Origin of the sequence: Mycobacterium sp. NBC_00419 (assembly GCF_036023875.1) — a bacterium.
Classification (GTDB): Bacteria; Actinomycetota; Actinomycetes; order Mycobacteriales; family Mycobacteriaceae; genus Mycobacterium.
This window is the reverse complement of record NZ_CP107931.1, coordinates 3,492,221-3,512,209: the sequence shown is the minus strand read 5'-3', so window position 1 is coordinate 3,512,209 and position 19,989 is coordinate 3,492,221. Positions and strand designations below refer to the sequence as shown.

Genomic DNA, 19,989 nt, shown 5'->3' with positions numbered 1-19,989 from the left:
TACGTGCCGCAGCGCCGACTACGGCTGAACGACTCCGGCGCGCCGACCTGGGATTGCGCAGGCGTCGGCGGCTTCGGCGACCACGAGATCGGTCCGCTCCGATGGTCGGGCGCCCAGCTCGTAGTCGGTACCGGTCAGCGGCGGGGAGGCGGTCAGCAACGCGTTCTCCGCATCGGTGAACGCCCGCCCGCGGCTGAGAAAGCGCATGCCCTCCGGGGTTTCCAGGCTGAACCCGCCCCCGCGGCCCGGCACGACGTCGATGACGAGTTGGGTGTGTTTCCACGCCTCGAACTGCGAGCCCGAGATCCACACCGGCGCACCTTCGAGCACCCCGAGCAGCACGTCACGGTCACCGACGATGAAGTCACCGGCGGGGTAGCACATCGGCGAGGAGCCGTCGCAACATCCGCCGGACTGGTGGAACATCACCGGGCCGTGCCGTTCCTGCATCCGGTGCAGCAGGTCGGCGGCCGCCGCGGTGATCAATACCCGCGGCGGCCCGAAATCACTCATCAGAAGAAGCCCTGGGCCTTGTTGCTGTAGGAGACCAGGAGGTTCTTGGTCTGCTGGTAGTGATCGAGCATCATCTTGTGGTTTTCGCGCCCGATGCCGGACTGCTTGTAACCACCGAAGGCGGCATGGGCGGGGTAGGCGTGATAGCAGTTGGTCCACACCCGGCCGGCCTTGATATCCCGCCCGGCGCGATAGGCGGTGTTGCCGTCACGGCTCCACACCCCGGCCCCGAGTCCGTAGAGGGTGTCGTTGGCGATGCTGATCGCGTCGTCGTAGTCGGTGAACGAGGTGACAGCCACGACGGGCCCGAAGATCTCCTCCTGGAAGATCCGCATCGCGTTATGACCGGTGAAAATCGTCGGCGCAACGTAATAGCCGCCACCCAGATCCCCGCCCAACTCGGCACGCTCACCACCGGTAAGCACCTGAGCGCCTTCGCTTTTGCCGATCTCGATGTAGGACAGGATCTTCTCCAGCTGATCATTGGAGGCCTGCGCGCCGATCATCGTCTCGGTGTCGAGCGGATCACCCTGGCGCACCGCCTTGGTGCGGATCGCGGCCAGCGCGAGGAACTCGTCGTAGATGTCGGCCTGAATCAACGACCGTGACGGGCACGTGCAGACTTCGCCCTGATTGAGGGCGAACATCGTGAAGCCCTCCAGCGCCTTGTCCTGGAAATCGTCGGCAGCGGCCAGCACATCAGAGAAGAAGATGTTGGGGCTCTTGCCGCCCAGCTCCAGCGTGACCGGGATCAGATTCTGGGAGGCGTACTGCATGATCAGCCGGCCGGTGGTGGTCTCGCCGGTGAACGCGATCTTGGCGATCCGGTTGCTCGAAGCCAGCGGCTTACCGGCCTCGACACCGAATCCGTTGACCACGTTGAGCACCCCGGCAGGCAGCAGATCAGCGATCAACGACACCAGATACAGAATCGAGGCCGGGGTCTGCTCAGCCGGCTTGAGCACCACCGCATTACCCGCGGCCAACGCCGGGGCCAGCTTCCACACCGCCATCAGGATCGGGAAGTTCCACGGAATGATCTGACCGACCACACCCAACGGCTCATGGAAGTGATAGGCGACGGTGTCCTCGTCGATCTGGCTCAGCGAGCCCTCCTGGGCGCGGATCGCGGCAGCGAAATACCGGAAGTGATCCACCGCCAACGGGATATCGGCCGCCATCGTCTCGCGGATCGGCTTGCCGTTGTCCCACGACTCGGCCAGCGCGATCGACTCCAGGTTCGCCTCGATCCGATCGGCGATCTTGTTCAGGATCACCGCCCGCTCCCCCGCCGAGGTCTTGCCCCACGCCGGCGCTGCCGCATGCGCGGCATCGAGAGCCAACTCGATGTCCGCCGCGGTCGACCTCGCCACCTCGCAGAACACCGCGCCCGTCACCGGCGTCGGATTCTCGAAGTACTGACCCTCCACCGGCGGCGTCCACTGCCCACCGATGAAATTGTCGTAGCGCGACTGGAAGGACATCAACGATCCCTCCGAACCCGGCCGTGCGAACACTGTCATAAGTCCTCCTCTACGAGACACTTTCCTTGCAACGAATAGCGCGGACCGCGGGTGCGGTGGACGCGGGCAACACCATTGACATGTCCGCGGGATAGCGGACGGTCACGTCGATTCCGCCGGCGAACCGATACGGCTGAGCGGCCAGCAGGCCGGCGAAGTGCTTGCGCAGCCGGGACAGTTCGGCCCGAACGGTGACGACGCGCGATCGGTCGCCGTACAGCTCGGCGGCCAGCTCGGGAGCGGTCCGGCCCTGCGGGTTGTAGGCCAGGATGAGCAGGATCTCGGCGTGGCGCAGCGACACGTCGTGGCGCCACCGCCCGAACTGTCCCGTCATGTCCAATGCCGGCGCGCCGGCGACGCTGAGGTCCAGCGACACCTGCGCCAGCGCCGGTGCGTCGTCGTCGTCGGTGGGGCGAACCAGCCACCCGCCGGGGAGCACGTCGACGTCGCACATGCCGAACGTGGGAATCCACAACCGGCCCGGCGTCACCAGTTCGGGCAGCAGGATTCGGTTGTGCAGCGGCAGCGAGTCGACGGCCGCCACCCAGCCCTCCGGATCGACGGCCAGGGCCGGTTTGCCGATGCGGGCCAGGATCGGGGCGGCCACCATGCGCAGCCGGTTCAGGTTGCGGTCGTGCTGCTCACGCAGATGCGATTCGGCCAGCCGGGCAACCGCGTCGACCAGGGCGACCGTGGTGGGGTGGACGGTCGCGGCGGGTCCCGATACGTCCACCACCCCGATCACGTGCCCGGTCCGCGGATCGCGGATGGGCGCACCCGCGCAGGTCCAGGAGTGGTGGCTGCGGACGAAGTGCTCGGCCGAGAACACCTGCACGGCGCGGTTGGACACCAGTGCGGTGCCGATGGCGTTGGTGCCGACCTCGCCTTCGGCCCAGCGCGCACCTTCGACGAATCCGAGCCGGTCGGCGTTGCCCAGCACCGCCGGCGATCCGGACCGCCACAGCACGCGGCCCTGCGCATCGGCGATGACGAGGATGTTGGTGCCGTCGGCGACGATCGATTCCAGCCCGCGGGACACCTCGTCGAGCACCGCGATCAAGCCTGACGCCCGGCGCAACGCCTCCAGACCGCCGGACTCGACGACGGGTGGGGTGCGGCTGTCGGGGTCGACGCCGGCCGAGATGAGGCGGCGCCAGGATTCGCCAATGACGTCACGCGGCCGCGCCGGGGCGCGGTGGCCTGACATCGTCGCGTCATAGACAGCCGACATCAACCGCGCATAACTACGCGGGTCTTCGCCGAGCGCGACTGCGGGCTCAGGCACGGCCGTCACTTGCATCACTGCCGATTGTGCTCTGCATCTCAGCGGTAAACCAGGCCGCCGTCGATTAGGCCGGCTTGGCCGGTCATGTAGTCGGCATCGGGGCCGGCCAGATACGACACGAATCCGGCCACATCGTCGGGGGTCTCGGCACGGCCGAGGGCGATTCCGCCGACGAACTTCTGGTAGGTCTCGCCCTCGGCGGCGCCGGTCAGTTCGGCGAAGCGCTTGTCGATCTCCACCCACATGTCGGTGCCGACCACGCCGGGGCAGTAGGCGTTGACGGTGATCCCGTCGGCGGCGTGTTCCTTGGCGGCGGCCTGGGTGAGCGCCCGTACCGCGAACTTCGACGCGCTGTAGACGCCGAGCATCGCGAATCCGTCGTGGCCGGCGATGGAGGAGGCATTAATGATCTTTCCGGGGCGGCCGAGTTCCTTGAACTTCGCGGCCGCCGCCTGAATGCCAAACAGCACTCCGTTGACGTTGATCGCCCAGACTCGCGCCATCTCCTCGGGTGTCACCTCGGCGATGGAGCCGACCAGGGCGATGCCGGCGTTGTTGACCATGATGTCGAACCCGCCCAGCGCTGCGGCAGCGTGCTCGACGGCGGCGAAAACCTGGTCACGGTCACTGATGTCGGCAGCGAAAGTCGTTGCTTTGCCGCCTATTTCGGCGATCTCGGCGGCGACCGACTCGACGCCGTCGGTGCGCAGATCGACCAGCGCGATGTCAGCGCCGTCGCGGGCCAGTCGTAGCGCGATCCCTCGCCCGATCCCGCGGGCTGCTCCGGTGACCAGGGCCACCTTGCCTTCCAGTGTCATGCGATGCTCCGTTCAGATGGTGGGGTCGACGAGAACTTTCATCTTCTTGCCGGCGTGTAGCGCCTCGAATCCTTCGTCGACGACGTCGTCGATGGGGATCGTGGCGACCCAGCCGGTGGTGTCGTAGGCACCTTTGGCCATGAGTGCGATGACGGCTTCGAAGTCGGCTCCGGTGTAGCACAGTGAGCCCTGGATGCGACTCTCGTTCATAACGAGATTCAGAAGTGGTGTTTCCAAAGGCTTTTCGTAGATCGCGACACTGATCATCGGTTTGCGCGATCCGACACACGCCAGGGCGGTCGCGACGGCCGGGGTGACGCCTGCGGCGTCGAAGGCTGCGTCGGCTCCCCTGCCACCGGTGTGATCGGCAATGAAGGCAGCCACGTCCACCGCGGCCGGGTCGAGGGTGCGGGCGCCGAGCGCTTCGATGGCGGCGCGCCTCGTGGCTGACGGCTCTACGACGAGAACATCGTCAATCCCCTTGCCCCGCAGGGCGAACCAGAGGCCGATGCCGATCGGGCCGGCGCCGAACACCATGGCGGTGTCGCCGGGGTGCACGTCACCGAGGGTGGCGGCGTGGTAGGCCACCGACATCGGCTCGACGAGAGCGCCGAGCTCCAGGGAGACGTTGTCCGGCAGCTTGTGCAGCATGGACGTCGGGACGGTGGTGTACTCGGCCATGCCGCCGTCGGACATCAGGCCGTGGAAGCCGATCTGCTGGCAGACGTTGTAGTTGCCGGCTTGGCAGGGTCCGCAGTGGTCACACTTGTAGATGGGTTCGACGGCCACCCGGTCACCCTCGGCCCAGCCGGTGACACCGTCGCCCAGCGCGGTGATGGTCCCGGAGAACTCGTGGCCGATCGTCAGCGGCAGTTGTTGTCCGGTCAGCGGGTGCGGCTCGGTCGGCACGAAGATCGGGCCCGCGTAGTACTCGTGGAGGTCGGTGCCGCAGATGCCGTTGAATCCGACCCTGAGTTTGACGCTGCCCGGCGCCGGCTGCGGTTCGGCGACGTCATCGATCTCGACTTTGTTGGGTCCGTAGTAGACAGCTGCTTTCATAACGCAGTTCTATGTGACCGCGACCACACCTCGAAAGAGTTGCAGGGGGTTGCAGTCCCCGGTTGCAACGCCTCGCAACTCTTGTCGGCCCAGGCAGACGCGGTGTGTCCTGGCTCACATGACATCAACACTTGAACCTCAGACGGGCCTGACCCCGCAGCAGCGGGTCGACGCCTGGCTGGCCGACTTCGAAGCCGCACTGGCGGCCCGCGACATCGACCGGGCTGCCGCGAAATTCGCCACCGACAGCTTCTGGCGCGACCTCGTGTCGTTCACCTGGAACATCAAGACGGTCGAGGGCCGCGACGCCATCGCCGGGATGCTGGGTGCCCGGCTGGCCGACACCGACCCGTCAGGGTTTCGGACCCGCGAGACGCCCACTGCCGATGGCGACGTGACCTCGGCGTTCATCGAGTTCGAAACCGCCGTCGGCCGGGGAACCGGACATCTTCGGCTCAAGGGCGACCAGGCGTGGACGCTGCTGACCGCGCTGCAGGAGCTGACCGGGTTCGAGGAGGCCAAGGGTCCGTCGCGGGTGATGGGTGCCGTGCACGGTGACGACCCGGACCCGCGGTCCTGGGCGGAGAAACGTGCCGAGGAGCAGGCCGAACTGGGCCGCTCGATTCAGCCGTACGTACTGGTCATCGGCGGCGGTCAGGGCGGCATTGCGCTCGGCGCGCGGCTGCGTCAACTCCGGGTGCCCGCCATCGTCGTCGACCGCCACGAGCGGCCCGGCGATCAGTGGCGCAAGCGGTACAAGTCGCTGTGCCTGCACGACCCGGTCTGGTACGACCACCTGCCCTACCTGCCGTTCCCGCCGAACTGGCCGGTGTTCGCCCCCAAGGACAAGATCGGTGACTGGCTGGAGTTCTACACGCGGGTGATGGAGGTCCCGTACTGGTCGAAGACGACGTGCCTGTCGGCGTCCTACGACGAGTCCGCCGGCATCTGGACGGTCGAGGTGGACCGCGACGGTGAGCGACTCACCCTGCATCCGACGCAGCTGGTGCTGGCCACCGGGATGTCGGGCAAGCCGAGCGTGCCGACGCTGCCGGGACAGGACGTCTTCCGCGGCGACCAGCACCATTCGAGTGCGCATCCCGGGCCGGACGCCTACGTGGGCAAGAAGGCGGTCGTGATCGGATCGAACAACTCCGCCCACGACATCTGCAAGGCGCTCTACGAGAACGGCGTCGACGTGACGATGGTGCAGCGGTCCTCGACGCACATCGTCAAGTCCGACAGCCTGATGGAGATCGGCCTGGGCGACCTGTACTCCGAACGCGCACTGGCGGCGGGAATGACCACCGAGAAGGCCGACCTGACATTCGCCTCGCTGCCCTACCGGATCATGCACGAATTCCAGATCCCGCTCTATGACCAGATGCGCGAGCGGGACAAGGACTTCTATGACCGGCTTGAGGCGGCCGGCTTCGAGTTGGATTGGGGCGCAGACGGTTCCGGACTGTTCATGAAGTACCTGCGGCGCGGGTCCGGTTACTACATCGACGTCGGCGCATGTGATCTGGTGGCCGACGGCAAGATCAAACTGGCCCACGGCCAGGTCGCCCGACTCACCGAGGATTCGGTGGTGCTGGCCGACGGCACGCAGTTGCCCGCCGACGTGGTGGTCTATGCCACCGGGTTCGGCTCGATGAACGGCTGGGCGGCCGATCTCATCGGCCAGGACGTCGCCGACAAGGTGGGCAAGGTGTGGGGTCTGGGCTCGGACACCCCGAAGGATCCCGGACCGTGGGAGGGCGAGCAACGCAACATGTGGAAGCCCACCCAGCAGGACAACCTGTGGTTCCACGGCGGCAATCTGCACCAATCACGGCATTATTCGCTGTATTTGGCGCTTCAGCTCAAGGCACGGTTCGAGGGGATTCCGACCCCGGTGTACGGCTTGCAGGAGGTGCATCACCTGAGTTAGGGCTCAGGCTGCGGCGGTGAATTGGCGGATCTGGTTTCCGCCGGCCCGCTTCGCCGCGTACATCGCCATGTCGGCTTCGGCGATGAGGCCCTCGATCAGCCCGCGGACGTCCTGGGCCGCGTCAGTTGCTGTGACACCGGCAATTCCGAGGCTCGCCGTGACGCCCCACGGCGAGGAGGCGATGGCCGAGCAGAGGCTGCGCGCGAGCATCTCTGCCTGGCGTGGCGGCGATGCCTGAGCGACGAGGAATTCCTCACCGCCGACGCGCGCGGCAATCAAGTCCCGGCCGCCGACGTCCCGGATCCTCGTGGCGACCTCAACGAGTACCTGGTCCCCGACTGCGTGGCCCCGTGTGTCGTTGAGCTGCTTGAACCCGTCGAGGTCGATCATCACCACGCTGAACGACGCCAAGCCCCCGGGCGCGGAGGCGATGAGCGAGCGGGCCGAGCGGCGGAATCCCCGCCGATTCGCCAGGCCGGTCAGCGGGTCGGTCGATACCGCGTCGTTCCACAGCAGTCGTATCAGGATCTGACCGACGAACGGAACTGTCAGCAGGCCGCCGCTGCACAGCAGCAGCGTGCCCACCGCCATCGGCACATCGCCGGCCAGCCCTATCCGCACCGCGCATGCCCCGGCGGTCGCCAGCGCCACACTCACCGTGAGCACGAGGAGCCGCGGGCTGTGTGCCGCTGCCACGTACGCGACGAGGCCGACGAACGCCCAGCAGGTCAGCAATCCGGCGTGCTGGTCGGAGGGGTCAGAGCCACAACGGCAAGGCCGATACTGCCGGCGACCGAGAAGGCCGCCGATTGTCGCCGGCTCGGCCAGCGCGTGGCGTACACCGCGGCCATTGCGGCGAACAGGGCCGCGATCGCCAGCGCGACGCCCCGCCCGACTCCGTGATGACCGGCTGGACTGATCGACATCAAAGCCACGGCGGCGGCCAGGACCGCGACGATCACGGTCATGCCGCCACGCGCAGCGCCAAGGAGTCGGCGGGAACGGAGGTAACCCGACAGCCAGTCGTAACGGTCAGGCTGTCGCCACCACCCGCGGACGTGGTTCACCCCTCACCCCCGATCTTCGACCACGTTGATGGTAACGAGCGTCCACTAGTCGCGACCAGATCGAACACCACCGGACCGGTTGCGCAGAATAGAGCGCGTGACCAACGCGCCTGCATCAGACGACCCCCACCTCTGGCTCGAAGAGATCGCCGGCGACGACCAGCTCGACTGGGTTCGCAGGCACAATGAGCCGACGGTCGCCGAGTTCAGCGACGAGACGTTCGAGCAGATGCGCGCCGAGGCGCTGGAGGTGCTCGACACCGATGCGCGGATTCCTTACGTCAGGCGGCGCGGCGAGTACCTCTACAACTTCTGGCGTGACGCCGCCAACCCGAAGGGCTTGTGGCGGCGCACCACCCTGGAGAGCTACCTCGCCGAGGCTCCGGACTGGGACGTCATCCTCGACGTCGACGAACTGGCACGCGCCGACGGCGAGAACTGGGTGTGGGCGGGGTCCGACGTCATCGAGCCCGACCACAGCCTGGCGTTGATCAGCCTGTCCCGCGGCGGGTCGGATGCGGCCGTGGTGCGCGAATTCGACATGACGACAAGAGAATTCGTCGCCGGTGGCTTCAAGCTGCCGGAGGCGAAGTCGAATGTGACGTGGGAGGACCACGACACCGTGCTGGTCGGCACCGACTTCGGCCCGGATTCGATGACCGAATCCGGCTACCCGCGGGTGGTCAAGCGGTGGAAGCGCGGGCAGCCCCTGAGCGATGCCGCGACAGTGTTCACCGGGCCCATCACCGACGTCATCGTGTCGGCCTCGGCGGACCGCACACCGGGCTACGAGCGCACCCTGATCTATCGGGCGATCGACTTCTTCAACGATGATGTCTACCAACTGCGTTCGGGGGAACTCGTCCGGATCGACGCGCCAACCGATGCCAGCTTGTCGGTGCATCGGCAGTGGCTGCTCATCGAGTTGCGCACCGACTGGCACACCGGCACCGGCTCGTATCGGGCGGGTTCACTGCTGGCCGCTGACTACGAGCAGTTCCTCGACGGCACAGCCGAATTGGCGGTCGTCTTCGAGCCCGACGAACACACCTGCCTGCACCAGTACTCGTGGACCCGGGACCGGCTCGTGATGGTGACGTTGGCGGATGTGGCGAGTTATGTCGAGGTCGTGACGCCCGGAACGTGGACGCGCGAACCGGTGACCGGTCTCGCCTCGAGCACCAACACCGTCATCGTGGCGGCCGACAGCGACAGTGACGAGATCTTCCTGGATTCCAGCGGTTTCGTCACTCCATCGCGGCTCTTGCACGGTGTCGTCGGTGGCGAACTCACCGAGATCAAGCGGGCACCGTCGTTCTTCGACGCGGCCGATCTCGAAGTCTCACAGCACTTCGCGACATCCGAGGACGGGACGGCGGTGCCGTACTTCGTGGTCGGGCACAAAGGTCGCGAGGCTCCAGGACCCACACTGCTCGGCGGGTACGGCGGGTTCGAGGTGTCCCGGACACCGGGCTACGACGGGGTGCTGGGCCGGTTGTGGCTGTCGCGCGGCGGAACCTATGTGCTGGCCAATATCCGCGGCGGCGGCGAGTACGGGCCGACGTGGCACACCCAGGCCATGCGAGAAGGCCGGCACAAGGTGGCCGAGGACTTCGCGGCGGTGGCGCGTGACCTCGTCGACCGCGGGATCACAACCGTCGCGCAACTCGGGGCGCAAGGCGGCAGCAACGGCGGACTACTGATGGGCATCATGCTCACGAAGTACCCGCAGCGCTTCGGCGCGCTGGTCTGCCAGGTCCCCCTGCTGGACATGAAGCGCTTCCATCTGCTGCTGGCCGGTGCGTCGTGGGTGGCCGAATACGGCGACCCGGACGAGCCGGCGGACTGGGAATTCATCGCCGAGTACTCGCCGTATCAGAACATCAGCGCCGAGAAGCGCTATCCCCCGGTGCTGATCACGACCTCGACCCGCGATGACCGGGTGCATCCCGGGCATGCCCGCAAGATGACCGCCGCACTCGAGGAGGCCGGACACGACGTCTGGTACTACGAGAACATCGAGGGCGGGCACGCCGGGGCGGCCGACAACGCGCAGACGGCCTTCAAGTCGGCGCTGAGCTACTCGTTCCTGCACCGGATGCTGGGTTCTGGGTGAATTGACCAGCAAACGTACCGTAGTACCCTCTAGCTAACAGCTAACTGCGGAGGGTTACAGCATGTTCGTTGACTTTGGTGGGCTCCGCCAGGGAGCCAACACCTCGTACTCCGCGGCTGACCACGCATACGAGGGTGCCAGGCGGTTGGGCCGAGGCGGTATGGATGAAACGGTCTTCGGCAACTTCGCTGCGGCTAGAGCGTTCGGCCAGATCGTCACGGAGGCGCAAGACCGACACACAAGCCTCATCACCAGGCACTTCGAGGCGTTGGGCTCCATCGGTGACAAGGCTCATACCGCGGCATCTACATTTGCCGAGATGGAGGAGCGCAACTCCTTGGCTCTACGCGCGGTCATCGACTCAAGGGACTAGGCGCTGAACCCAACCCTATTGCTGCTTCCGTTGATGCCGGGGATGCGCTCGATATTCGAGAGACTCCTTGCGCCGTAGCGGCCATCGCCAACCAGCTACGAAGGCAGTGAGGTAAAGAACGGTGAACGTACCCACCGTGAGAATTCCGATAATCGCGAACTGAATGTGCTGGCCGCGGGCGACCCGGTAACCCCAACTTGCATCTCCGTAGCCGAAACCCAGCGCAAAGATCACAAAGGCAACCGCCGCGGCTAGCGTTGTCCACTCGACTTTGTCTGCGAGCACGGAGAATACGACGTTTCCCACACATATGACGACGATGCCGATCATGACCCACCATGCTTTAGCGGCAGTGACGCCGTTCCCATAGGCGTCCGGCCACGGATCGTCGTCCGGGGTGGCGACTCGTCGAGGCTCTCGATCAGGTTCAGCGTCTCGAATGTGGTAGGCGAAGACCCTTCCTCGGACTTTGATCAGTGAACTGGTGAAGTACGCCGGAAAGACCATGAACGCCACGCCCGCGGCCGCGAGCGCGAGTCCGGCCTGCCAATTAGGGAGTACCGCAAAGAAAGCGCTCGCAGCCGCCGCAAAAGTTCCCAACCAGTAGAACTTCCGCTGCCGGCCAATCTCCATCCGCGTCCACAGAGGCACGAGAGCCACAACGAGGCACACCACAGCGAGCACGCTGAAGATCACACTGTGAAGTTCGCGGCTGGCGGGCGGAAATGCCATGTAGTTGATCCCCGTTGCCACGTGCATCATCGTGAACGCCTCTGAATCGTCATTCCTTCAACCAATCGATCATCGCTCCTGCGCCCTTCTCGCCGACGATGCCGCCGACCGTGCCGAGTATGAGCGCACCGGCGAATGCACCAGGGGGACCTGCAACCATGCCACCAAACGTGGCCCCACCTTCGCCCAGCAACCACGCACCTGCCATCCCACAGCCAGCCTTCACTAGTACCTCACCAGGTGAGGTGCCCTCGAAGACGATCTCGTAGATGGCGGGGGTCTGCTCCACGATCAGGTGACAATTTGACACAGCGGCGGTGTGCCGCGAGCTGGGCGTGTGTCGGCACGACAACTGTCAGGGCTCGGGCTTCCGCAGGTGCGGGTGCGCTCGGTACTCCGACGAAATCTTCGGCCGCAGCGGCCAACGCATCGCGATGCGGTAGGCCAGCAGATAGATGACGGTAAAGGTCCCAGCTGTCACCAACCCGACGAGTAGGAACTGAACGGTCTGCCCGCGGGCGATCCCGTATCTCCAGCTTGAATCGCCATATCCGTAGCCCGCGGCAACCACCACCAGAGCGACAGCAGCAGCCACTGCTATCCATGGCTTCGTCGTTCCAGCAGCCAACGCGGTGACGATATTGAAGGAGCACAGTGCCGTCGCCGGCACCATCAGCCACCACATCTTCGGCGCTGTGACGCTGCCTGAATACGAGTCGGGGTAGGCGTCGCCATTAGGGGCATCGCGACCAAGCGGCGGTGTCTCTCCTGCCTGGGTGTCGTCGATATGGAAGGCATAGATTTTTCCCGCGATCTTGATGTAGGGCGAGCTGAAATACGCGCTGATAACCATCGAAATCAGATATCCCACAGCCAAATAGCCGGCCTCCCAGAAAGGAATACAAGCAATCACGACGCTGATGGCCGCCCCAACCGCCCCAAACCAGAACAGACGCCTTTCCAGATTCCGATCTCGGCGCTTGACGATCGGCATCAAGGTCAGACCAACGCAGCCAATCGCGACGACAGAAAAGATCAACGTGTGCGGATCATGAAACGACGGGTGCGTCGCTTGCTCGGCGATGTTCATCGGCTCAAGCACCTCATCAGCTATTCCTTAATCCAATCGATGGCGCGCTCAGCGGCGCCTTCACCCAGGAACGCACCCGCCGTGCCAAGTACGAGCGCGCCGGCGAACGCACCAGGGGGCCCTCCCACGGCGCCGATTCCAGCGCCGATCTCACCCAGGGCCCACGCTCCGGCCATGCCACCAGCCGCTTTTGCGGCAACCTCAACCGGGTTCTTACCTTCGCTGAAGACCTCATAGAGTCCCGTCCCAAGCTCAAGGGCACTCCCGGCGTAGCCGATGTGTTTGCCCAATCTGATGAACGATTGCACATCGGCCTCGGCGAACACCCAGTCCTTTGGCCCCCAGGGGTGATCGTTGGGAAGCGCCTCGGCAAATGCCTTCACGCCATCTTTGCCCCCGTCGAAGGCTTTACTCGCCGCATTCGCCGCATCGATGTACTGCTGCGGCACCACTCCGTGCGAAATGCTTTCGGCGACTTGGCTAGCCGCCGCAGGCGAGACGCCGCAATCTCGAAGCTGCTCTTGAAGCCGAGTCAGGGCCGCCACCCGATCCTGCACCTCAAGTTTGTCCATCAGTGCGGTCGCCGCGTCAGGGCTCATCGGGATCTGACTCCAAGGAAGCTGAGCATCCTCGAGCTGACGTTGCATCAACAGACGCGCCTTCGCCCGATCTCGTGCATCACCCCCGAGGACCGGATCTTTCGCAACTGGCCCGGTTGAGGTAGCCACGTTGAAGTCCGCGAGTCGCTCGCCGGCCAGTCTGGCGGCTTGATCCTTCGCATGAGTATCGCCGTAACGCGCCGCCCCGTGATTGGGGTCAGTGACCGCGGTGTAGTCCGCTAGTCGGCGCGCAGCTGCCTTCTCGTCCAGATCCCAACCGAGTTCACCACGGGAATGTTCTCGCCGTGCCTTGTCCACTACAGCCTGGTCTCGCGCCCGCTGTCCGGATCGCTCGTAGTGATCAGCGGATTCGCGTGGTGTGTCACCAGGATTACCGTCGACGGCGTCAACTGCGTCCGGTACGTATCCCGATGCCATCATTGCTGTTTCAGCGCCGCGAAGTTGGTCGGCGTAGGCGCCCTGGATGTTCTCAAGGTTGCCGAGCGCAATCCGGGTGCCGTCCACAGCCTCCGCATGCAAACCAGGAATCAGCCAGGGCGCCTGAGTGCCCTCTGTCGAAATCTGCGTATCCACAGCGTGGAGGTACCTGTTCAATCCGTCTATCTGGCTGGCACTTTCGCGTTGTGCCACAGCGAGCGCGGCCGCAGCCTGCTCCAGGTCAACGGCGATGTTGCCAAGTTCTTCGGGGTGTCCCTTGAGGACCGCACTCAGCCGTTGAACCTCGGCCGAATCGTTGATCGGATGCTCTGCGCCGCCATGGCGATTCCACGACTCCTCGAATGACTTCTTGGCGGCATTGAACTGATCGTCTGCTTCTCTAGTGCTGAGACCTGCTTGGCGGAACGCGGTGGCCAGCTGGTCGATCGCGCGCGCATCGCCTGCCTGCAACTCATCGTCGAGCTGCCACGGGTTACCGCCTGCGGCGGCCGCCAGCTCCTGTGCGCTGAAATGAACGAAACTCGGCATTGGCATGGACGTCACCGGTCCGCAGCTGCGGATTGAGAACCCGGACAAGCGCCCACTTCACGAACAATACCGTTTGCTGTGGGCATCGCAATTCATCCTTGACCTATGTTGCACCGTCATGTCTCTATTAACCAGGGCGCCCTGGACGCTGGGGCAGCCTTGATGGACACTGACGCCTTATCGGCTGCTGACACGAAGCATTCGATCTCGTCGAACTCGGTCTGGCCGTTCCGGATTAGATGCGCGGCGAAAGCAATAAGGTCTCGCCGCGGCGGTGGGTCCGTCTTGGGCGGCACGTCGACATCCAGCACCGCTGCAGCCGTGTTCACACGGCCTTGCACGGCAACTGCCGTCGCAGTCGGTGGACCCTGTTGGCGGTGAATTGACCAGCAAAGTACACGTAGTACCCTCTGGCTAACAGCTCACTGCGGAGGGTTACAGCGGTGCAGGTCGACGTCGGTGAGATGCGTTCGGGTGCAAACCGGGCATATGGCGCGGCCTGGCTTGCCATGGAGGGCGCCGATCGGCTGGCGCGTGGCACCGTCGCCGCAGGGATCTTCGGTGAGTTCGGCGCAGCCGAGTCATTCTGCGGGGCTCTCGACGAAGCGCACTGCGCCCACGTGCAACGGCTGCGGGATCACCAGACCCGACTGGGGGTTCTTGGGGACAAGGCTCACACGACCGCTTCGGTGTTCGTCGACATGGAGGAGCGCAACGCCGAGGCGCTGCGTTCGGTGCTGTGAGCGGATATCCGCGCCTGACCCACATCAGCGTCGCGGCGCTGATCGGTGAGGCAGGCGGCGATCCGTGGAACGTCGATGCGACAGTCCAGAGCGGGGACCCCGGTGCGATCTCCGATCTGGGGCGGGCCTTCTTCGAGGCCGGTGCGTGCACGGCCGAAACCTACAAAGAGTTCGAGGCGGCACAACTGCGGTTCCGGGCGTCCTGGAATCGGGAGAATGGCGAGCACCCGATCAATGACAGTGCAGAGGTACAGCGGGCGACCACCAAGCTGATGGTGCAGCAAGACCAGCTGCCGGCTATCGGTGCCGATCTCGCCGGCGTCGCGGCGACTCTGGCTGAGACACAACGGTTCTCGGGTATGGAGGTCGCGAATCTCAACACACAGCTGGAGTACATCGACGCTCTGATCGGTCAGGCACTGGCCGACGACCAGGACATCTCAGCGTTGGAGGACAGTGCAATCACTGTCACCTCGAACGTCTTTCATCAGGTCACCGCGTTGCGCGACGACTACTCCGGCAAGCTCGACGCAGCGCTGACGGCGTTGCGCGCCGACCACGGCTACGACCCGGCACCGATCGAAGACGTTGACGGAGACGGCGCGCCGGGTGCCGAACAACGCGGACGGGAAGCCACGGACTGGTACGACGCGAACCAACGGGCCAAAGACGAGGCTTTGGTGAATGACGGCGGTCCCTTGACGGCAGAAATGGCAGATGCTGCAGCACGTTTGCGCGATCTTGCTACCACCACCGATCCTGCTGCCGCGCCCGATGCGCGCAAGCTGGCCGGTGAGCGACTCGATGACTTCCGGATGGCCCACTTCGTCGGGCCGTTGCCTACCGATCCGGTCGTCGGTGGCGACGCTCGGAGTCGGGCGCGATCACGGCTTGAGATGCAGCAGCGACTGGAACAGGGAACTTACGGCTTGGCGCCGATGACGGCGGATCAGGCGACGCAGGCGCTGGACGAGGGTGAGCAGTTCGGGCGTGTCGTTGCGGTGGACCGGGCGATGACGGCGCTGACGAGTCACGGACTGTCCAGGGAGGGAGCTGGACTCGTACTCAGCGATTTGCTAAACCATGCAGCTGACCTCTCGGACTATGTCGGCCCGGCGGCCGCCGGCGTCGAGGCCTATGCCGACGGAGTCCCGACTGGACGCCATGCACGACTAGAGGACTTGTTGTCGCCAGCTGACGCTGAAAGTTGGTCTTCGATTGCCCGCAAGACCGGACGGATTGCAGACTTCGTCGAACTCGCGGTGGCTGTCGACAACGCCTATCACGGAGGTAGTAAAGAGGAACTCGGAGGCGCCGTGGGTAGCGTCGTAGGTGGCTCTGCCGCCGCGTGGGGCGCTGCAGCACTTGCCGGCTCGGTCACCGGGCCGTGGACAACCGCGGCCATCGTGGTGGCAGCCAGTGTCGTTGGAGGCGTCGCGGGGGAAGACATAGGTTCCGGGGTCGGGTCGCTGTTCGACCCGGCATTCGGCTCGGCTGGCGGCGGCGGAAAGGGTTGGTAGTGATTCAGAATGCACTTGGCTACGCGGGACTGGGTGCGCTAGCCGCTGGACTCCTGCTCAGTTTGTTTCCGCTCTGGAAGTCCGCGACCCTATCGCCCGACTCGATCGAGCGTCGGGTCTATTGGGCCGGTTGCGCAACAGGGCTGCCGCTGCTGTTCCTGTCGCGGCTCCCCGACTGGGGAAGCAGCTTCTTCGTTGCGATCGCGACTGCGATCGGAATGGTGAGCATCGCGTTGTTTTGGACCAATTTCGTAAAGATCAACGGTCGCATCTACTCCGCATTCCATCTCAACCGGCGGCCTGATCGGCCGCCGGCGCTCGGGGCTGATGGAACAGAATGAGCACAAAAATGCGCCGCGAGACAACGCTGACGGCGACGACGTGGGGCCAACCGATTGGTCGATCAGCGCGACTACTCCGAAGGCACCTTCGCCGCTGCAGTGATTCCCAGCGTCGGGGCAGCAGCACGCGACTAGTGGGCAGGCGCACGTGAATTTGCCGATGCCAGAATGGTCCGCGATCCTGTTCGTCGTCGGAATCGCAGCTATGGTTGGTTGCTTAGTCGCCCTCCTAGTGTGCCGCGAAATCTGCTGGGAGCGAAGGTTTTATTGGTCAGCATGGCTGATCGGTGGCGCCTTCGGCTCGGCGTCACTCGTTCCACGAGGATTTACGCTCGCACTCGCCACCTATGCAGGTCTGACATGTGTTGCCATTGCGTGGGCATTCTTCCGCACGAACTACATCAAGTTGGGCAATTGCATCATCGCAGCGACGCCCGCAGACCGCAGGCCGGACCCAGATCAATGACCGGGTGTGCCGTTGTGACTTGTTGGCTCGTTCCATTCCTGTCCTGTGTCCATGCCATCCTGGTCAGCTTGGTTGGTGGCATCGGCGGCAAGACCTTGGCGGCGGGACCGGCGGATACTTTGATCGAAGCACCGCGGTCGGCGGCGGAAAGAGCTTGGTAGGAATGCAGCATCTGTTCGGGCTGACAGCCCTAATCGCTCTTGCCGCGGGCACGATACTCAGCATGTTTCCACTCTGGAAATCGGCCATTCTGTCCCCCGACTCGATCCAGCGTCGGGTTTGGTGGACGGGGTGCGCCATCACTACGATTTCGTTGTTCTGCTCCCAATTACCGTATTGGCAAGGCGGACTGTTTGTTTCGACCATGACAGCACTCGCGTTAGTCGCGGTTGCCGGCTTCTGGACCAACTTCATCAAGATCAATGGCCGTGTCTACGGGGCCTTCAACCACAACCGACCCGACCGTCCACCTGCGTTGGCTACAGCGGATGGCGAGGAGCAGTAAGTACGCCGACGCCGCGCCGACGCGCCTAGTCCTAACTCGACTTGGCCAGGCCCACTAGCAGCGTCACGATCACCCCGATGACGACCAGTCCACCGCCGACGACCAGCGAGATATTCAACCATTGATGCATGCTGTTCACAGCGGTATTCACCATGGCCTCGGCGATCCGCCGAATGTTGCCCGACGAGTTGTCCAGCACAGTGTTCAAGTGCCTGCGGCCGAATTCGATTGCCGCCCAGCCTAACCCGCCAACCAGCAGCGCCGAGACGCCGAGGCCCACCAGCATCTTGCCGCGGCTGCGGGCGATGAACAACGTCAACAAAGCGAACACCGCGGCCAGCACGGTCAAACCCACACTGGCCCACGGCCCGTACGTGGCCACCTGCCGCAAGGCACCAGGTCGCAGTATCGATGGGGCGTTGTCAGTCAACGGGATTGGCACCGACGTCGGCACGGTGATGTTGTAGTCGCTCAGCGTTTCCTTGAATGCGGCGTCGGACAGCATCGGCGCGAAGTCGATCACCCAGCGGCCCTGGGAGTCGACACTGGACTGAACCGAATCGGTGAACAGCCACCGGTGGGCAAAGCGGTTCGCCTGCGCGAACTGCCCGGGGAACGCTGAACTCGCGGTGTAGGTGGACGCGACCAGGCTGACGGTCCCGGTGTTGACGCTCGTACCCAGCCGGGCCACCTGCGTCGTCAGCTCCCCAGCCATCGCCGCCTTCAGGGCAGGGTCAGCGGCGGCCTTCTGCGCCAACGCCGCATACCCGTCCCCGTCGACCAGATGCTGCTGCACCCACGCCGCCGGCAGAGCAAGCGCCAGCAGGAGCGTCGTGACAAGCCACATCAACAGCGTGGCCACGAACCGCACGCGTCCCCACTTTCCGGGACGCGCGCGACTCAGTCGGAGTGAGACGTGGCGCGGCCCACGATCAACGGATCAGGATTGCCGACCACTTCATGATCCTTGTTGTCGTAGTTGAACTTACTCAGGACATGCCGCATGGCGTTGATCCGGGCACGCTTTTTGTCGTTGCTCTTGACGACCGTCCACGGCGCGACCTCGGTGTCGGTCCAGGAGAACATGTCTTCCTTCGCGGCGGTGTAGTCGTGCCACTTGTCCAGGGAGGCCAGATCTGTCGGCGACAGTTTCCACTGCCGCACCGGGTCGACCTGCCGGATGGTGAACCGGGTGCGCTGCTCAGCGGAGGTCACCGAGAACCACAGTTTGGTCAGGCTGATGCCGTCGTTGACCAGCATCTGCTCGAACAACGGCGCCTGCCGGACGAACTCGGCGTGCTGCTTGGGCGTGCAGTAGCCCATCACCCGCTCGACTCCGGCGCGGTTGTACCAGGACCGGTCGAACAGCACGATCTCACCGGCTGCGGGGAGGTGGTTGACGTAGCGCTGGAAGTACCACTGGGTGGTTTCCTTCTCGGTCGGCTTCTCGAGTGCCACCACCCGCGCGCCGCGAGGGTTGAGATGCTCCATGAACCGCTTGATGGTGCCGCCCTTGCCGGCGGCGTCGCGACCCTCGAAGACGATCACGTGCCGGTGCCCGTGGGCCTGGCTCCACTTCTGCAGCTTCAGCAGTTCGATCTGCAGCAGCCGCTTCTGCTCCTCGTACTCGCTGCGCGACATCCGCTCGTCGTACGGGTAGTTCTCCCGCCACGTATCGACGGCGAGTCCGGCGGCATCGAGCAGCACCGGGTCGTCATCGTCGTCGTCATAAACCTTGAAGCCGTTCAGTTCAAGTGTCACGCGGGCAAATTAACCTGCGCGTTCAACGTCAAGGTGACGCAGGAGTGAACGACGGGTGTTGCGCTCGATGCACGATCACCGCGGCAATACACACCACCGAGGTGCCCAGCAGAACTGCGCCGACCGCGTCGGTGAAGTAGTGGTAAGACACGGCCTGTCCGAGCACACCGAGCAGTGCCCACACCGCGACACCTGCGACCACCCACCAGCGGGCGGCCAGCACCAGCACCACCATTCCGAGCACGACCACCATCAGCGTCGTGTGGCCGCTGGGATAGGCCAGCGCGCCTTCCTTCTGCCGGCCGAACAGGAGCTTGAGTCCACGCGCAATCATCACCGCCGCAACAGGACTCACCATCATGACGATCGCGAGCACCCATCGTCTGCCCGCCAGCGCCACTACCACCGCGCACAGCAGAACCAGAGCAACCGTGCGCAGGTCGGTGAAGAACAGCAACGCACCCAGCGCACTGCCGCGAGCCCGCTGGAACCAGTCGTCAACCGGCGTCGAACCGTCCCCCACCGCGACACCGAGCGCCACCATCAGCGGCACGGCGA

The 19,989-nt window shown here is 64.7% G+C and carries 21 protein-coding genes; 7 read left to right on the top strand and 14 right to left on the bottom strand.

The window, feature by feature from the left end; genetic code table 11:
- Positions 1-18: 18 nt before the first annotated feature.
- Genes OG976_RS16645 through OG976_RS16625 form a run of 5 tightly spaced genes read right to left on the bottom strand, consistent with a single transcriptional unit; the run spans position 19 to position 5,198 of the window.
- Positions 19-513 carry a DUF779 domain-containing protein gene (locus tag OG976_RS16645; RefSeq protein ID WP_328350818.1) on the bottom strand — a complete coding sequence of 165 codons (495 nt, stop codon included), beginning with the start codon at positions 511-513 and terminating at the stop codon, positions 19-21.
- The gene (adh, locus tag OG976_RS16640; protein WP_328350815.1) at positions 513-2,036 is read right to left on the bottom strand and encodes an aldehyde dehydrogenase; all 1,524 of its coding nucleotides are present in this window, start codon (positions 2,034-2,036) and stop codon (positions 513-515) included. Before adh ends, OG976_RS16645 begins: the two co-directional genes overlap by 1 nt.
- Before the next feature lie 10 nt (positions 2,037-2,046).
- A complete protein-coding gene (locus OG976_RS16635) occupies positions 2,047-3,336 on the bottom strand; it encodes a GAF domain-containing protein (protein ID WP_328350812.1) in 1,290 nt (429 codons plus the stop codon).
- Between the two features lie 23 nt (positions 3,337-3,359).
- Positions 3,360-4,139 (bottom strand): acetoin reductase, encoded by a 780-nt coding sequence (locus tag OG976_RS16630; RefSeq protein ID WP_328350809.1) that lies wholly within the window; start codon positions 4,137-4,139, stop codon positions 3,360-3,362.
- A 12-nt stretch (positions 4,140-4,151) separates the two neighbouring features.
- A complete protein-coding gene (locus OG976_RS16625; protein WP_328350806.1) occupies positions 4,152-5,198 on the bottom strand; it encodes a 2,3-butanediol dehydrogenase in 1,047 nt (348 codons plus the stop codon).
- Positions 5,199-5,316: 118 nt separating this feature from the next.
- On the opposite strand from OG976_RS16625, the gene OG976_RS16620 reads away from it, so the two are divergent.
- Entirely contained in the window at positions 5,317-7,131 is a 1,815-nt protein-coding gene (locus tag OG976_RS16620) for a flavin-containing monooxygenase (protein ID WP_328350803.1), read from the top strand.
- 3 nt (positions 7,132-7,134) lie between these two features.
- On the opposite strand, the gene OG976_RS16615 is transcribed toward OG976_RS16620, so the two are convergent.
- Both OG976_RS16615 and OG976_RS16610 read right to left on the bottom strand, forming a co-directional pair.
- Positions 7,135-7,827: a GGDEF domain-containing protein gene (locus OG976_RS16615; RefSeq protein WP_328350800.1), complete on the bottom strand. Its 693-nt coding sequence runs from the start codon at positions 7,825-7,827 to the stop codon at positions 7,135-7,137.
- A 32-nt stretch (positions 7,828-7,859) separates the two neighbouring features.
- Positions 7,860-8,099 (bottom strand): hypothetical protein, encoded by a 240-nt coding sequence (locus OG976_RS16610; RefSeq protein WP_328350798.1) that lies wholly within the window; start codon positions 8,097-8,099, stop codon positions 7,860-7,862.
- Between the two features lie 196 nt (positions 8,100-8,295).
- Between OG976_RS16610 and OG976_RS16605 the strand changes: the two genes are divergently transcribed.
- Both OG976_RS16605 and OG976_RS26830 read left to right on the top strand, forming a co-directional pair.
- The gene (locus tag OG976_RS16605; RefSeq protein WP_328350796.1) at positions 8,296-10,314 is read left to right on the top strand and encodes a prolyl oligopeptidase family serine peptidase; all 2,019 of its coding nucleotides are present in this window, start codon (positions 8,296-8,298) and stop codon (positions 10,312-10,314) included.
- Between the two features lie 61 nt (positions 10,315-10,375).
- Positions 10,376-10,687 carry a DUF2563 family protein gene (locus OG976_RS26830; RefSeq protein WP_442930347.1) on the top strand — a complete coding sequence of 104 codons (312 nt, stop codon included), beginning with the start codon at positions 10,376-10,378 and terminating at the stop codon, positions 10,685-10,687.
- 15 nt (positions 10,688-10,702) lie between these two features.
- Here OG976_RS26830 and OG976_RS16600 read toward each other — a convergent pair whose 3' ends face one another.
- The 4 genes from OG976_RS16600 to OG976_RS16585 form a co-directional block, all read right to left on the bottom strand.
- Entirely contained in the window at positions 10,703-11,440 is a 738-nt protein-coding gene (locus OG976_RS16600) for a hypothetical protein (protein ID WP_328350794.1), read from the bottom strand.
- Between the two features lie 28 nt (positions 11,441-11,468).
- Positions 11,469-11,708: a hypothetical protein gene (locus OG976_RS16595; protein ID WP_328350791.1), complete on the bottom strand. Its 240-nt coding sequence runs from the start codon at positions 11,706-11,708 to the stop codon at positions 11,469-11,471.
- Positions 11,709-11,774: 66 nt separating this feature from the next.
- On the bottom strand, positions 11,775-12,509 hold the full coding sequence (locus tag OG976_RS16590; protein WP_328350788.1) for a hypothetical protein: 735 nt from the start codon (positions 12,507-12,509) through the stop codon (positions 11,775-11,777).
- A 20-nt stretch (positions 12,510-12,529) separates the two neighbouring features.
- Positions 12,530-14,101, bottom strand: coding sequence for a putative alpha/beta hydrolase (locus tag OG976_RS16585; RefSeq protein WP_442930537.1), 1,572 nt, complete (start codon positions 14,099-14,101; stop codon positions 12,530-12,532).
- Positions 14,102-14,538: 437 nt separating this feature from the next.
- Between OG976_RS16585 and OG976_RS16580 the strand changes: the two genes are divergently transcribed.
- The 4 genes from OG976_RS16580 to OG976_RS16565 all read left to right on the top strand — a co-directional run bounded on the left by OG976_RS16580 (position 14,539) and on the right by OG976_RS16565 (position 17,670).
- Positions 14,539-14,838: a DUF2563 family protein gene (locus OG976_RS16580; RefSeq protein WP_328350782.1), complete on the top strand. Its 300-nt coding sequence runs from the start codon at positions 14,539-14,541 to the stop codon at positions 14,836-14,838.
- Entirely contained in the window at positions 14,835-16,358 is a 1,524-nt protein-coding gene (locus tag OG976_RS16575) for a putative alpha/beta hydrolase (protein ID WP_328350779.1), read from the top strand. The genes OG976_RS16580 and OG976_RS16575 overlap by 4 nt, the downstream gene beginning before the upstream one ends.
- Entirely contained in the window at positions 16,358-16,699 is a 342-nt protein-coding gene (locus OG976_RS16570; protein WP_328350776.1) for a hypothetical protein, read from the top strand. Before OG976_RS16575 ends, OG976_RS16570 begins: the two co-directional genes overlap by 1 nt.
- Positions 16,700-17,328: 629 nt before the next feature.
- Entirely contained in the window at positions 17,329-17,670 is a 342-nt protein-coding gene (locus OG976_RS16565; protein ID WP_328350773.1) for a hypothetical protein, read from the top strand.
- Between the two features lie 31 nt (positions 17,671-17,701).
- Here the strand turns inward: OG976_RS16565 and OG976_RS16560 are convergent, their stop codons facing one another.
- Genes OG976_RS16560 through OG976_RS16550 form a run of 3 tightly spaced genes read right to left on the bottom strand, consistent with a single transcriptional unit; the run spans position 17,702 to position 19,975 of the window.
- Positions 17,702-18,541, bottom strand: a complete 840-nt coding sequence (locus tag OG976_RS16560) for a hypothetical protein (protein WP_328350770.1) — start codon at positions 18,539-18,541, stop codon at positions 17,702-17,704.
- A gap of 29 nt (positions 18,542-18,570) precedes the next feature.
- The gene (gene ppk2 / locus OG976_RS16555; protein WP_328350767.1) at positions 18,571-19,431 is read right to left on the bottom strand and encodes a polyphosphate kinase 2; all 861 of its coding nucleotides are present in this window, start codon (positions 19,429-19,431) and stop codon (positions 18,571-18,573) included.
- A 28-nt stretch (positions 19,432-19,459) separates the two neighbouring features.
- Positions 19,460-19,975, bottom strand: a complete 516-nt coding sequence (locus tag OG976_RS16550) for a PA-phosphatase (RefSeq protein ID WP_328363661.1) — start codon at positions 19,973-19,975, stop codon at positions 19,460-19,462.
- Between the last annotated feature and the right edge of the window lie 14 nt (positions 19,976-19,989).

Excerpts from the sequence above, each read along its gene's own strand:
- OG976_RS16645 (WP_328350818.1), bottom strand. The coding sequence starts at position 513 with ATGAGTGATTTCGGGCCGCCGCGGGTATTGATCACCGCGGCGGCCGCC.
- adh (WP_328350815.1), bottom strand. The coding sequence starts at position 2,036 with ATGACAGTGTTCGCACGGCCGGGTTCGGAGGGATCGTTGATGTCCTTC.
- OG976_RS16635 (WP_328350812.1), bottom strand. The coding sequence starts at position 3,336 with ATGCAAGTGACGGCCGTGCCTGAGCCCGCAGTCGCGCTCGGCGAAGAC.
- OG976_RS16630 (WP_328350809.1), bottom strand. The coding sequence starts at position 4,139 with ATGACACTGGAAGGCAAGGTGGCCCTGGTCACCGGAGCAGCCCGCGGG.
- OG976_RS16625 (WP_328350806.1), bottom strand. The coding sequence starts at position 5,198 with ATGAAAGCAGCTGTCTACTACGGACCCAACAAAGTCGAGATCGATGAC.
- OG976_RS16620 (WP_328350803.1), top strand. The coding sequence starts at position 5,317 with ATGACATCAACACTTGAACCTCAGACGGGCCTGACCCCGCAGCAGCGG.
- OG976_RS16610 (WP_328350798.1), bottom strand. The coding sequence starts at position 8,099 with ATGACCGTGATCGTCGCGGTCCTGGCCGCCGCCGTGGCTTTGATGTCG.
- OG976_RS26830 (WP_442930347.1), top strand. The coding sequence starts at position 10,376 with ATGTTCGTTGACTTTGGTGGGCTCCGCCAGGGAGCCAACACCTCGTAC.
- OG976_RS16590 (WP_328350788.1), bottom strand. The coding sequence starts at position 12,509 with ATGAACATCGCCGAGCAAGCGACGCACCCGTCGTTTCATGATCCGCAC.
- OG976_RS16585 (WP_442930537.1), bottom strand. The coding sequence starts at position 14,101 with ATGCCAATGCCGAGTTTCGTTCATTTCAGCGCACAGGAGCTGGCGGCC.
- OG976_RS16565 (WP_328350773.1), top strand. The coding sequence starts at position 17,329 with ATGCAGCATCTGTTCGGGCTGACAGCCCTAATCGCTCTTGCCGCGGGC.
- OG976_RS16550 (WP_328363661.1), bottom strand. The coding sequence starts at position 19,975 with ATGGTGGCGCTCGGTGTCGCGGTGGGGGACGGTTCGACGCCGGTTGAC.